This window comes from Massilia timonae CCUG 45783 (genome assembly GCF_000315425.1).
Classification (GTDB): Bacteria; Pseudomonadota; Gammaproteobacteria; order Burkholderiales; family Burkholderiaceae_D; genus Telluria; species Telluria timonae.
Map to the genome: position 1 here is coordinate 1,054,404 of NZ_JH992924.1, position 12,224 is coordinate 1,066,627.

The 12,224-nt window shown below is 66.0% G+C and carries 13 protein-coding genes; 5 read left to right on the forward strand and 8 right to left on the reverse strand.

The window, feature by feature from the left end:
- Positions 1-56 precede the first annotated feature (56 nt).
- Positions 57-1,916: a DUF4214 domain-containing protein gene (locus tag HMPREF9710_RS19815; protein WP_005669300.1), complete on the forward strand. Its 1,860-nt coding sequence runs from the start codon at positions 57-59 to the stop codon at positions 1,914-1,916.
- Between the two features lie 9 nt (positions 1,917-1,925).
- Here HMPREF9710_RS19815 and cobA read toward each other — a convergent pair whose 3' ends face one another.
- From cobA to HMPREF9710_RS19845, 6 genes are read right to left on the reverse strand one after another with little or no spacing between them, the layout of a single operon-like run.
- Positions 1,926-2,642: a uroporphyrinogen-III C-methyltransferase gene (gene cobA, locus HMPREF9710_RS19820; RefSeq protein WP_005669302.1), complete on the reverse strand. Its 717-nt coding sequence runs from the start codon at positions 2,640-2,642 to the stop codon at positions 1,926-1,928.
- An 18-nt stretch (positions 2,643-2,660) separates the two neighbouring features.
- Complete coding sequence (locus HMPREF9710_RS19825) at positions 2,661-3,977, reverse strand: sulfate adenylyltransferase subunit 1 (protein WP_005669304.1); 1,317 nt, start codon at positions 3,975-3,977, stop codon at positions 2,661-2,663.
- The gene (gene cysD / locus HMPREF9710_RS19830; protein ID WP_005669306.1) at positions 3,977-4,912 is read right to left on the reverse strand and encodes a sulfate adenylyltransferase subunit CysD; all 936 of its coding nucleotides are present in this window, start codon (positions 4,910-4,912) and stop codon (positions 3,977-3,979) included. Before cysD ends, HMPREF9710_RS19825 begins: the two co-directional genes overlap by 1 nt.
- 30 nt (positions 4,913-4,942) lie before the next feature.
- Positions 4,943-5,659, reverse strand: a complete 717-nt coding sequence (locus HMPREF9710_RS19835) for a phosphoadenylyl-sulfate reductase (protein WP_005669308.1) — start codon at positions 5,657-5,659, stop codon at positions 4,943-4,945.
- An 11-nt stretch (positions 5,660-5,670) separates the two neighbouring features.
- Positions 5,671-6,240, reverse strand: coding sequence for a DUF934 domain-containing protein (locus HMPREF9710_RS19840; protein WP_005669310.1), 570 nt, complete (start codon positions 6,238-6,240; stop codon positions 5,671-5,673).
- Positions 6,233-7,921: a nitrite/sulfite reductase gene (locus HMPREF9710_RS19845; RefSeq protein ID WP_005669312.1), complete on the reverse strand. Its 1,689-nt coding sequence runs from the start codon at positions 7,919-7,921 to the stop codon at positions 6,233-6,235. The genes HMPREF9710_RS19840 and HMPREF9710_RS19845 overlap by 8 nt, the downstream gene beginning before the upstream one ends.
- A gap of 181 nt (positions 7,922-8,102) precedes the next feature.
- Between HMPREF9710_RS19845 and HMPREF9710_RS19850 the strand changes: the two genes are divergently transcribed.
- From HMPREF9710_RS19850 to HMPREF9710_RS19865, 4 genes are all read left to right on the forward strand, one after another.
- Positions 8,103-9,041 carry a CysB family HTH-type transcriptional regulator gene (locus tag HMPREF9710_RS19850; protein ID WP_005669314.1) on the forward strand — a complete coding sequence of 313 codons (939 nt, stop codon included), beginning with the start codon at positions 8,103-8,105 and terminating at the stop codon, positions 9,039-9,041.
- 10 nt (positions 9,042-9,051) lie between these two features.
- Complete coding sequence (locus tag HMPREF9710_RS19855) at positions 9,052-9,732, forward strand: class I SAM-dependent methyltransferase (RefSeq protein ID WP_005669316.1); 681 nt, start codon at positions 9,052-9,054, stop codon at positions 9,730-9,732.
- Positions 9,733-9,755: 23 nt separating this feature from the next.
- Positions 9,756-10,232 carry a YaiI/YqxD family protein gene (locus HMPREF9710_RS19860; protein WP_040777535.1) on the forward strand — a complete coding sequence of 159 codons (477 nt, stop codon included), beginning with the start codon at positions 9,756-9,758 and terminating at the stop codon, positions 10,230-10,232.
- 258 nt (positions 10,233-10,490) lie between these two features.
- Positions 10,491-11,204 (forward strand): N-acyl amino acid synthase FeeM domain-containing protein, encoded by a 714-nt coding sequence (locus tag HMPREF9710_RS19865; RefSeq protein WP_005669320.1) that lies wholly within the window; start codon positions 10,491-10,493, stop codon positions 11,202-11,204.
- Here the strand turns inward: HMPREF9710_RS19865 and HMPREF9710_RS19870 are convergent.
- The gene (locus HMPREF9710_RS19870; RefSeq protein WP_005669322.1) at positions 11,180-11,653 is read right to left on the reverse strand and encodes an RES family NAD+ phosphorylase; all 474 of its coding nucleotides are present in this window, start codon (positions 11,651-11,653) and stop codon (positions 11,180-11,182) included. The two genes, HMPREF9710_RS19865 and HMPREF9710_RS19870, sit on opposite strands and share 25 nt — an antisense overlap.
- On the reverse strand, positions 11,650-12,207 hold the full coding sequence (locus tag HMPREF9710_RS28670) for an Xre family toxin-antitoxin system antitoxin (RefSeq protein WP_005669324.1): 558 nt from the start codon (positions 12,205-12,207) through the stop codon (positions 11,650-11,652). The genes HMPREF9710_RS19870 and HMPREF9710_RS28670 overlap by 4 nt, the downstream gene beginning before the upstream one ends.
- Between the last annotated feature and the right edge of the window lie 17 nt (positions 12,208-12,224).

Here is a 12,224-nt window from a genome sequence, read left to right on the forward strand (position 1 = left end):
ATCAGGAACAGCTTGCCTGGTGCATGATCGCCTGAAGTCTTCTTCAGGATATCCGCATGAGCACCGAACTCGACTACGCACCGGTCGGCATCGTCGACGACCGCGACACGCTGCTGACCACCCTGCACGACGGCGACATCGCCGCCACCTTGCGCGCCATCGACACCGGTCCGCTGACCGGCGGCCGTTGGGTCATCGATGGCCAGGCGCAGCCCGGCCTGTTCCGCATCGCCTACGATCCCGCGCTCGACACGTCGGCGCGGCTGATCGTGGCGAATGCGGCCTTGCTCGAGGAAGGCCGGTCGACCTCGGTGACCGTGCACTACTACGACCACAATCAGCTCGACGCGCGCGGCAATCCCTTGCCCGACCTCGGCCTCGGCATCGCCGAGACGCTGGTGTATGCGGTGGAGGCGGGACGCACGCAAGACCTGGCCAGCTTGGGCGCCGAGTTCGCGGCGGGCGCGAACGGCGCCGCGAGCGATCCGGCCATGACCACGCTGGCCGATGGCCGCCTGGTCGCCGTATGGCAGGCGGGCAGCGCCGGTTTGACGGCCCGGATCGGCGATGTCGTGTCCGGGATCGGCGGCGCCGCGCGCGAGCCGGCGGTGGCGGCGCTCGCGGACGGCGGCTTCGTGCTCGCCTACGGCGTGGATGGCGGCATCGCCTACCGCATCGTGGGCGCCGACGGCGGCATCGGAGAAGCGCACAGGCTTGACACCGGCGCGCATGCGGACGCCGCCATGCCCGACCTGGCGTGTTTGCAGGATGGTTCCTTCACCCTGGCCTGGCGCGAAGGCGGGCAGGTCGCGGTGCGCCAGTTCGAGCCCGATGGCGCGCCGCGCGGCGCCGTCGAGACCTTCGGCGCGCTCGGCACGGCCTACAGTCCCCAGGTCGTGGCGCACGGCGACGGCTACGCCGTGTCCTGGGGCGAGATCGGCGACGGCAACGTCTACCTGGCGCGCGCCGGCGCGGCCCCGGTCGCCGTCAATGGCGACGGCATGGCGGCCAGCGCCGGCACCGGCGCGCCGCTGCCCGGCATGACCGCGCTGGCGGACGGCGGCTTCGTGGTCGCCTGGGACAGCTATGCCAACAACCCCTTCGGCTTCGCCAGCAGCGATATTTTTTTCCAGCGCTACGACGCCGCCGGCCAGCCGGCGGGCGGCATCACCCAGGTCAACACCGACTTCAGCATCGGCGGTCGGTTCGACGCCCAGGTGACGGCGCTCGCCGACGGCAGCTTCGTCGTGGCCTGGCAGGCGGGCGACTTCGATGGCAACGGGATTGTCGGACGCCGCTTCGACGCCCGGGGCGAGGCGCTCGATGCGCGCGAGTTCGCGATCAACGAGCTGCGCCAGGGCGACCAGGCCGGCCCGGCGCTGGGCGCGCTGGCGGACGGCGGCTTCGCCGCGGCCTGGGTCGACGCCCAGGCCGATGGCGCTGGACGGATAGAGACCCGGATCGAGATGCGGGTGCTGGCCGGCGCCGTGCCGGAGGCGCAGGAGCAGCCGCAGGCGCTCAGGCTCGACATCGACGGCGCCGCCGGACAAGCCTACCGGCTGTACGCGGCGGCCTTCGACCGCACGCCCGACCCGGCGGGGCTGGGCTACTGGATCGCCGCGATGGACCGGGGCGTGAGCCTGCAGGCGGTCGCCGCCGGATTCACGGGCAGCCAGGAATTCACCGACCTGTATGGCGCCCACACGAGCGATGCGCAATTCGTCGACCTGCTGTACCAGAACACGCTGCACCGCGCGCCGGATGCGGCGGGACGCCAGTTCTGGGTCGATGCGATGCAGGCGCATCACGCGCCGCGCGAGGAATTGCTGGTGCAGTTCAGCGAGAGCCCGGAAAACCAGGCGCAGGTGATCGGGTCGATCCAGGACGGGATCGCGTTCACGCCGTGGGGCGGATAAGGACCGGCGTCAGGCCTGGTGTTCGCGTTTGGCGAGCGCCTCGCCCATCATCACCAGCACCGGCCCGTGGCCCGGCTCCAGGCCGCGCGCCAGCTCGAGGAGCGTCAGGCGCAGGATGCGCTCGTCGGCGCGGCTGCAGTTTTCCACCACCACCACCGGCAGGTCGGGACGCCGGCCCTCGGCCAGCAGGCGCTCGGCGGTGGCGGCGGCTTCGCGCCCGCCCATGTACTGGACCAGGGTGTCGGTTTCGGGCAATGCAGGATGATCGGGTTCGTCCGGCGCCGTGCTCGAGGTGAAGAAGGCGACGCTGCGCGCCAGGCCGCGCTTGGTCAAAGGCTGCTTGGTCGCTGCAGCCGCGGCGACGGCGGTGGTGATGCCGGGGACGACCTCGACCTCGATGCCTTCAAGCTCCAGCGCGCGCAATTCCTCGTCGGCGCGCCCGAACAGCATCGGATCGCCACCCTTCAAGCGCACCACCAGCTCATGTTTTTTCGCGCACTCGACCAGTTGTTCGTTGATCAGGGTCTGCGCCGTCGAGCGCTGGCCGGAGCGCTTGCCGACCGAGATCTTTTCTGCGCGTGCGCACAACGCCAGCATCTCGGGCGTGACGAGGGCGTCGTACAGCACCACGTCGGCCTCGGCCAGCAGGCGCGCGCCGCGCACCGTGATGAGGTCAGCCGCGCCGGGACCGGCTCCCACGAGATATACCTTGCCCAGCGCCGCCATACAGTCCTCTTGTAACGATTACTCTTCGATGCGGATCATACCCGCTGCGACGGTCTGGTGGGTGACTTCGTCGATCAGGATGAAGGCGCCGGTGGCGCGGATGTCGGCGTAGGCGTCGGCCGCCAGCGGCTGCTGGACCGTCAACTGCACGCGCGCGATGTCGTTCAGCTTCAGGCCTTCGGCCGGATGGCGCTGTTGCGTGTTCACGTCCAGGATGGTGTCCAGGCGCGCCACCTTGGCCGCGGTCTGGCGGGTGCCGTGCTTGATCCAGTACTTGCGGCGCAGGTCGAGCGGCTCGTCGGCCATCCAGCACACGTCGGCCGTCACTTGCTTGAGCAGGGTCGCCGGTTGCTCGCTGCCGGCCAGCATGTCGCCGCGCGAGACGTCCACGTATTCGTTCAGCACCAGGGTCACCGACTGGCCGGCCACGGCCGATTCGAGCGAACCATCGAAGGTGACGATCTCTTTCACCGTCGCGCTCTGGTTCGAGGGTTGCACGGTCAGCTTGTCGCCGACCTTGACCACGCCCGATTCGATGCGGCCCATATAGCCGCGGAAGTCGTTCGCCTCGTGGCCGTTGTGGCGCGCCACCAGCTGCACCGGGAAGCGGAAGGGCGCGGCGTGCGACTGGTCATAGACCGACAGCGACTCGAGCAGCTCGATCAGGGTCGGGCCTTCGTACCAGGCGAGTTTTTCCGAACGATCGACGACGTTGTCGCCGGCCAGCGCCGACAGCGGGATCGCGGTGATGTCCTTCAGGCCCAGCGAAGCGGCGAATTTCTCGTATTCGGCCACGATGCGCTCGTAGACGTTGCGATCGTAGTCGACCAGGTCCATCTTGTTGAGGGCCACCACCACGTGCTCGATCTGCAGCAGCTTGGCGATGGTCGAATGGCGCTTGGTCTGCGTCAGGAGCTGGACGCTGCCGTCGTCGCCCAGCTTCACCTTCGACACGTCGATCAGGATGATGACGGCGTCGGCGGTCGAGGCGCCGGTGACCATATTGCGGGTGTATTGCTCGTGGCCCGGGGTGTCGGCGATGATGAACTTGCGCTTCGGCGTGGCGAAATAACGGTAGGCCACGTCGATCGTGATGCCCTGTTCGCGCTCGGCTTCGAGGCCGTCGGTCAGCAGCGACAGGTCGATGGTGTCGCCCACGGTGCGCTTGTGCTTGGCGCGCGAGACGGCGGCCAGCTGGTCGGCGAAGATGCCCTTGCTGTCGTACAGCAGGCGGCCGATCAGGGTGCTCTTGCCGTCGTCCACCGAGCCGGCGGTGATGAAGCGCAGCAGGGTCGAACCGGCTTGTTGCTTGAGTTGTTCAGTCATGGCGTTCATCAGAAGTATCCTGCTTTCTTGCGTTTTTCCATCGAGGCTTCGGAAGTCTGGTCGTCCATCCGGGTCGCGCCGCGTTCCGTCACTTCGGTGACGGCGGTCTCGGCGATGATGCCGGCCACCGTATCCGCACTTGATGCCACCGGGCAGGTGCAGGAGATGTCGCCGACGGTCCGGAAGCGCACGGTGCGGTTTTCGACGGTTTCGCCTTCGCGCGCCGGGGTGAGCGGGGTCAGCGGCACCAGCAGGCCGTTGCGCGGGATGACGTCGCGCTGGTGGGCGAAATAAATCGACGGCAGCGCCAGCTGTTCGCGGGCGATGTACTGCCACACGTCCAGCTCGGTCCAGTTCGAGATCGGGAACACGCGCATGTTCTCGCCCGGGTGCACGCGGGTGTTATACAGGTCCCACAGCTCGGGACGCTGGGCTTTCGGGTCCCACTGGCCGAACTCGTCGCGGAACGAGAAGATGCGTTCCTTGGCGCGCGCTTTTTCTTCGTCGCGGCGGGCGCCGCCGATGCAGGCGTCGAAGCCGTGCTCGGCGATGGTCTCCAGCAGCGTGACCGCCTGGGCCGCGTTGCGCGAATCCGTCTGCGGATTGCGCAGGCGCACGGTGCCGCGCTTGATCGAGTCTTCGACGCTGCCGACGATCAGGCGTTCGCCCAGTTCAGCCGCACGCGCGTCGCGGAAGGCGATCACTTCGTCGAAGTTGTGGCCGGTGTCGATGTGCACCAGCGGGAAGGGGAATTTGCCCGGGCGGAAAGCCTTCTCGGCCAGGCGCAGCAGGACAACCGAGTCCTTGCCGCCCGAGAACAGCAGGGCAGGGTTGCTGCATTCGGCCGCCACTTCGCGCAGGATGTGGATCGCTTCCGATTCCAGCGCGTCCAGGTGGGCGGCGTTCACGTCGCTCAGTATTACGTTGTCGCTGATAGTTGTCATTGCTGTGCCTGTTCTTTTCTCGGTCGTGGCTCAAGCAGCCACGGATTTGATGCGAATAAGTTTGCCGTCCACCACGTGCAAGCCGCATTCCTTCGATTCCGGGTTTTCCCACCACCAGCGTCCGGCGCGCACGTCCTCGCCCGGCTGGATGGCCCGGGTGCAGGGCTCGCAGCCGATCGACGGATAGCCGCGGTCGTGCAGGGCGTTGTAGGGCACGTCGTTGCTGCGCAGGTAGTCCCAGACGTTCTGCTCGCTCCAGTCGGCCAGCGGATTGAACTTCTGCATGCCGTGCGCAGCATCGTCTTCCTGCACCGCCAGCTCGGCGCGCGTGCTCGACTGGGCGCGGCGCTGGCCGGTGATCCAGGCGCGCTTGCCGGCCAGGGCGCGGCCCAGCGGCTCGACCTTGCGGATGCGGCAGCATTCCTTGCGCATCTCGACGCTGTCGTAGAAGGCGTTCAGGCCGTGGTCCGCGACGTAGCGCTCCACCGCCTCGGGTTGCGGGCGGTACAGGGCGATATCGTAGTCGTACGCTTCCTTGACGCGCTCGACCATCGACAGCGTCTCGGCATGCAGGCGGCCGGTCTCGAGCGAGAAGATCGCGATCGGCAATTTCGCTTTCAGGATCAGGTCGGTCAGCACCATGTCTTCGGCCGCCAGGCTCGATGCGAACACGGCCGGCGTGAAGTCGCGGGCAATACGGGTCAGTATCGCGTGGGTTTCTTCCACGCGATGATGCAGGTCGCTCATGCTGGAAGCTCCTAGATGCCGGCGCCGACGTCGCGGTGCTCCGCCGGGGTGTCGCGCGAGTGTTCCCGTGAAGCCCGGCGGAACAGCGGGATCGGATTGTCGACCGTCGCCTGGTAGGTTTCCGAAAACACCGACAGGCCCTTGAGCGCGTCGTGGATGCTGCGGTCTTGCCGGGTGGCGTAGGCGTCGAAGCCGCAGCGCGCCATCTGGAACAGCTGGTCGCGCAGCACGTCGCCGATCGCGCGCAATTCGCCGGTCCAGCCCAGGCGCTTGCGCAGGTTGTAGGCGATCGAATAGCCGCGGCCATCGGTAAATTTCGGGAAGTCGATGGCGATCACCTGGAAGCGCTGCAGGTCGTCCTTCAGCACGGCCGCGCTTTCGTCAGGCGCCAGCCACACGCCCAGTTCTGCACGCTGTGCAAGCGCTTCACGCTGGGCTTGCCACACGGTCAGCGGCACGATGATCTTGCCGGCCGGGACGTCGACGCTGTCGGCGGTTTGTCCCTCGTCGAGTTTCAGCACGCTCCAGTCGTCATCGACCACTTCGCGACCCTTGATGATCTGTGGGTGTCGGTCAAGCATAGTGGTCCTCTCCAACCAGTTCGCCCGCCGCGATCGGCGTGGCATAGACGTGTTCCTTGAATGGGGCGATCCCCAGGCGTTGCACGGTGTCGACGAAGCGCTCACCCTCGACGCGACAGCGGACATAGACTTCGAGCAGGCGACCGATGACTTCAGGCATCTGCACCGCCGAGAACGACGGGCCGATGATCTTGCCGATGGCGGATTCGTTGCCCTGGGCGCCGCCGATCGACACCTGGTACCACTCGCTGCCGTCCTTGTCGACGCCCAGCACGCCGATATTGCCGACGTGGTGGTGGCCGCAGGCATTGATGCAGCCCGAGATATTCAGTTCGATGTCGCCGATATCGTGCTGGAAGTCCAGGTCGTCGAAGCGTTCGGCGATGGCGGCGGCGATCGGGATCGATTTCGCGTTCGCCAGCGAGCAATAGTCGCCGCCGGGGCAGGCGATGATGTCGGTCAGCAGGCCGATGTTCGGCGTGGCCATGCCTTTCGACTTGGCCAGCTGCCACACTTCGAACAGCTTGCTTTGCTCGACGTCGGCCAGCACCAGGTTCTGCTCGTGGGTCACGCGCACCTGGCCGAAGCTGAAGCGGTCGGCCAGCTCGGCCACGAAGTCCATCTGCTCGGCGGTGGCGTCGCCCGGCGGCACGCCGGTCTTCTTGAGCGACAGCACGACGGCGGCGTAACCCGGCACCTTGTGCGGCTTGACGTTGCGATGGAGCCAGTTGGCGAAAGCGCGGTTATCAGGTTGCGACGCAGCGACGTCGCTATCGGCCAGCTCGCGGTAGGCATGCGGCTGGAACCACTTGGCCACGCGGTCGAATTCTTCCTGGGTGAGCGTCTCGGGGCCATCCTTGAGGTCGGCCCATTCTTGTTCGACCTGGCGCGTGAATTCCTCGACGCCGAGGGCCTTGAGCAGGATCTTGATGCGGGCCTTGTACTTGTTGTCGCGGCGGCCGTGGGTGTTATACACGCGCATCACGGCTTCGGTATAGGTCAGCAGGTGCTGCCACGGCAGGAATTCGCGGATCACGCTGCCCAGGATCGGGGTGCGGCCCATGCCGCCGCCGGCCATGAACTTGAAGCCGACTTCGCCGGATTCGCTGCGCACGACGGTCAGGCCGATGTCGTGCACGGCGATCGCGGCGCGGTCTTCCAGGGCGCCATTGATGGCGACCTTGAACTTGCGCGGCAAGGCCAGGAATTCGGGGTGGAAGGTGCTCCACTGGCGCAGGATCTCGGCGAACGGACGCGGATCGATGATCTCGTCGGCCGCCACACCGGCGTACTCGTCAGTGGTAATGTTGCGGATGCAATTGCCCGAGGTTTGGATCGCGTGCATTTCGACCGAGGCCAGGTCGGTCAGGATGTCCGGCGTCTGCTCCAGCTCGATCCAGTTGTACTGGATGTTCTGGCGGGTGGTGAAGTGGCCATAGCCGCGGTCGTACTTGCGGGCGATATGGGCGAACATGCGCACCTGGTCCGACGACAGCAGACCGTACGGCACGGCCACGCGCAGCATGTAGGCGTGGCGCTGCATGTACAGGCCATTCTGCAGGCGCAGGGGCAGGAATTCTTCTTCCAGCAGCTCGCCGGAGAGGCGCCGGGCGACCTGGTCGCGATACTGTGCGATGCGCTCGCGCACGATGAGGTGGTCGTAATGGTCGTAGCGGTACATTAGCGGGGTCCGTATGGAGAGGCGGATGGTGTTCGCCCATTAAATAATGTCCCGATGATACGGAGCTAAGCTTATATTCCAAACTACGGATAATTTATTTGCTTATATACGTAACCCGAATAAGCATCTTAGAATGTCGTTCGCAGCAGCTTGATGTCCTTTACACAACAATAATTATCAAATGAATCTCCACCAACTGCGCTTCGTGCGCGAGGCCGTACGCCAGAACTACAATCTGACCGATGCCGCCAAGGCATTGTTCACCTCCCAGCCCGGAGTCTCGAAAGCCATCATCGAGCTGGAAGAAGAGCTGGGCGTCGACATCTTCACCCGTCACGGCAAGCGCATCCGCGGCCTGACCGAGCCGGGGCGGCTGGTGCTGCAATCGGTCGAGCTGATCATGCAGGAGATCGACAGCCTGAAACGCATCGGCAAGGAGTACGCCGCCCACGACAGCGGCAGCTTCACCATCGCCACCACCCATACCCAGGCGCGCTACATGCTGCCGAAGGTGGTGCAGGGCTTCATGCAGAAGTATCCGAAGGTGCGCCTGTCGCTGCTGCAGGGCAATCCGAAGCAGATCGCCGACATGGTCAAGAACGACCAGGCCGACCTGGCCATCGCCACCGAATCGATCACCGCCGTCGAAGGCCTGATCACCTTGCCTGCTTACCAGTGGGAGCACGTGGTGGTGGCGCCGCCGGACCATCCGCTGTTCAAGTCGCGCGCCATTTCGCTCGAAGAAATCGCCAGCTACCCCGTGATCACGTATGATGCCGCCTTCGCCGGCCGCAGCAAGATCGACCACGCCTTCGGCTTGCGCAACCTGAAGCCGGATGTGCTGCTGGAAGCGATCGACGCCGACGTGATCAAGACCTATGTCGAGCTGGGCATGGGCGTCGGCATCATCGCCGGCATGGCCTTCGACCCCGAGCGCGACCGCAACCTGCGCGCGCTGCCGGTCGGCCACCTGTTCGGCATGAACACCTCGCGCGTGGCGATCAAGCAGGGCGCCTACCTGCGCAGCTATATCTATACCTTCATCGAGCTCTTGACGCCGACGCTCAACCGCAAGATGGTCGAGTCGGCGATGCGCGGTGGGGAAAACTACGAACTGTGATGGAATGACGATGGACAATAATTGTGCCGTAAACCCGGTGATTGCCTACTACGACGGCATTGCCGCCCACTACGACAACGCTAGCGCCGACTATTCGGAAGAGCAGCTGGAAGACCTGGACGAGGCGCGCGAGCAGCTCGCCACCCTGCTGGCCGGCCACCGCATCCTGGAGCTCGGTTGCGGCACCGGCGCCTGGACCGAGGTGCTGGCCGAGAGCGCGGATTTCGTCCTGGCGACCGACGCCAGCGCAGCCATGCTCGACCTGGCGCGCATGCACGGTGAAGACCTGGACAATGTCGACTACCGCCTGGTCGACGCGCTGGCGCTGCCGGATGATCTCGGCAGCGGCGACGACAAGTTCACGGCCGTGTTCATGGCCGGCCTGTGGTCGCGCCTGACGCGCGACCAGCAGGAAGCGCTGCTGCTGTCGCTCAAGAAGCGCCTGGGCAAGGACGTGCTGCTGGTGGTTTTCGACGACGCCTATGTCGAAACCGAGAGCGCCACCATCGCCCGCACCGACCTGCAGGGCAATACGCACGAATTCCAGCTCGACGCCGACGGCAACCGTCACGAGCTGGTCAAGAACTACCCGACCGACAGCTATCTGCGCAAGCGCCTGGACAAGGTCGGCCGCGAGATCAAGATCGCGCGCTGGGAGTTCTATTGGGTGCTGACCTGCCGGTTGAAGTGATGGATCAGGAAGCACCGCAGGACCTGCACATCTGGGTCGACGCCGACGCCTGTCCGGGCGTCGTCAAGGACATCCTGTTCCGGGTGGCCGAGCGCCTGCAGCTGAACGTCACGCTGGTGGCGAACCAGCTGATCCGGGTGCCGGGCTCGCGCTTCATCCGCGCGCTGCAGGTGCCGGCCGGGCCCGACGTGGCCGATGCCGAGATCGTCGCGCGGGTGAGCGCCGGCGACATCGTCGTGACCGGCGACATTCCGCTGGCGGCGCTGGTGCTGGACAAGGGCGGCCTGCCACTCAATCCGCGCGGCGAGTGGTACACCAAGGACACGATCGCCCAGCAATTGACGATGCGCGCCTTCATGGAAGAGTTGCGCGGGAGCGGCGTCGACACCGGCGGGCCGGCCGCCTTCAGCCAGGCCGACCGCCAGAACTTTGCGAATGCACTCGACCGCCAGCTGGCGCGGTCCAGGTCGCGCGCGCCGGATCGCCGGACCGGCGCCTAGCGTCGAACGGCAACATATATTGACCCGCGCACGATGCTGTTATTCTGTTGATAACAATGTTGTACTTGTTATAATTAGGCAAGGGTGCACGCTCCATTCCGGAGTGGGGCAGGATGCGCGATGGTCGGGCCGCCACGCGTAACAGTTCACGCCCATGTCAACCGGACGCAAGCGTGAACGTTGAGAGCTTGCCATGCACGCCAACGTCACACGCACTCGCCGCATCGAACCACTGTCAGCATTCCCGAAGGGGACCGCATGACGCGCACCCGCTACGGACTGCGTTCGCCCGACAGCCCCGATGGCCGCAGCGGCGCCAGCCTGCTGATCGAGCGCATGTACGCCTGGCGCGGCTACCAGGCGGCAAGGCTCGACGCCGATGACCCGTACCGCATCACCCTGACCGCGTCCGACCGGGACGAGGTGGTGGGCACCCTGACCATCGGGATCGATGCCGGCCACGGGCTGATGGCCGACCATATGTACAAGCAGGAACTGGATGGTTTCCGGCGCGACGGCGCGCGCCTGGCCGAGGTCACCAAGCTGGCGTTCGACCATTCGGTCCAGTCCAAGCATGCGCTGGCCAGCGTGTTCCACCTGGCCTTCATCTACGCCCGCGAGATGCACGGCTGCACCGACGCCGTCATCGAAGTCAATCCGCGCCATCGCCGCTTCTACCAGCGCATGCTCGGTTTTCGCCAGGTGGGGGACCTCAGGACGAACCCACGCGTCAACGCGCCTTCCTACCTGCTGCACGTCAGCCTGGCCTATGTGGCAGAGCAGGTCGAGGCGGTGGGCGGCGCGTTCAAGCGCGGCATCGACACCGGCGAGCGTTCCTTCTATCCCTATTTCTTCTCGCCCGAAGAGGAGCGGGGCATCGCGGCGCGGCTGCTGCGGACCGAGGCCGTCGACACCGGTCCGAGCCAGGACGTGGCCAGCCGGTGGGCTCAGGAAAAGAGCCTGGGATCGTAGTGCCAGCGCTTGAGCGTGGTGGCGCCGATTGCGGCGGCGCCGTCATGGCGGGGATTGATCAGGACATTGTATTCGTCGGGCACGATCACGGACGGGACCAGCAGCAGGGCCGTTTCGCGCCCCATGACCCAAGCGTCGCCGACGGTCCTGGAGGTGAGCCCGGCCGGAATCGCATCCCATCCCGCAGGCGGTGGATCGAGCACCCTGCGCGCAGCCCATAGCGCAGCGGGAATGTCGATCCTGACCAGGTAGCGGTTGTACGGCAGGCCTTCGCCGCTGAAATAGTGCACCGTTTCGAGCGTGGCGAGGGCGATGCTGCTGGCGCAATAGACGACGGGTGTACCCTTGCTGTTCCATCGTCCTCCCGTCGTCCTGGCGCCGATGCCTTGCATATCGTGGGCGTTGTAGTCAGGCGTTTCGCTGGCGATCCGCCAGGCCGTGACGGTCACGCGTAGACCCCGCTTTGCGTCCGCGCGAGCAGTTCGGCCACCAGGCGCTGGCCCTCGATGGTGTCCATATAGCTGGCCGGCGTCGCGCCAGCCAGCGCCGGAACCGGACTGGCGAGCCAGCCGGCCACCCAGCGCGCCGCATCGAAGCCATCCGGATCGCCCGATTGCTGCACCATGGTCTGCACCATGCCGATCAACATGCCCACCCCGAGCACGCGCTCCGACTCGTCCCTGGACAGGGGCGTGGCGTTTCTTTCCTTGCGATTGATCGTGGCCCGTGACAGGCCGAGGCTCGCGAGCAGGTTTTCCTTGCTGATGCCCATCTGCATGGAGAGCTCGCCGATGCTGGAGGCGGGAACACCTTCGCGGATGAGCGCGATCCTGGCCTGCGGGTCGACGTGGTAGAGCTGGCTTGCCTCGGCGACGAAGTGAGTGGATTCGCCAGTCGCGGCAGCGGCGAAATGGGGAGCATCGGCCCGGCCGGATGTCGCGCCGCCGGGGCTGGGCTTCCCGCCGCGCGCTGCGCTTGCTTTTGTCTTTGGTGACCTGGACATGATCGTCTCCTTTGATC

Coding starts and splice junctions, on each gene's coding strand:
- HMPREF9710_RS19815 (WP_005669300.1), top strand. CDS start 57: ATGAGCACCGAACTCGACTACGCACCGGTCGGCATCGTCGACGACCGC.
- cobA (WP_005669302.1), bottom strand. CDS start 2,642: ATGGCGGCGCTGGGCAAGGTATATCTCGTGGGAGCCGGTCCCGGCGCG.
- HMPREF9710_RS19825 (WP_005669304.1), bottom strand. CDS start 3,977: ATGAACGCCATGACTGAACAACTCAAGCAACAAGCCGGTTCGACCCTG.
- cysD (WP_005669306.1), bottom strand. CDS start 4,912: ATGACAACTATCAGCGACAACGTAATACTGAGCGACGTGAACGCCGCC.
- HMPREF9710_RS19835 (WP_005669308.1), bottom strand. CDS start 5,659: ATGAGCGACCTGCATCATCGCGTGGAAGAAACCCACGCGATACTGACC.
- HMPREF9710_RS19840 (WP_005669310.1), bottom strand. CDS start 6,240: ATGCTTGACCGACACCCACAGATCATCAAGGGTCGCGAAGTGGTCGAT.
- HMPREF9710_RS19845 (WP_005669312.1), bottom strand. CDS start 7,921: ATGTACCGCTACGACCATTACGACCACCTCATCGTGCGCGAGCGCATC.
- HMPREF9710_RS19850 (WP_005669314.1), top strand. CDS start 8,103: ATGAATCTCCACCAACTGCGCTTCGTGCGCGAGGCCGTACGCCAGAAC.
- HMPREF9710_RS19855 (WP_005669316.1), top strand. CDS start 9,052: ATGGACAATAATTGTGCCGTAAACCCGGTGATTGCCTACTACGACGGC.
- HMPREF9710_RS19865 (WP_005669320.1), top strand. CDS start 10,491: ATGACGCGCACCCGCTACGGACTGCGTTCGCCCGACAGCCCCGATGGC.
- HMPREF9710_RS28670 (WP_005669324.1), bottom strand. CDS start 12,207: ATGTCCAGGTCACCAAAGACAAAAGCAAGCGCAGCGCGCGGCGGGAAG.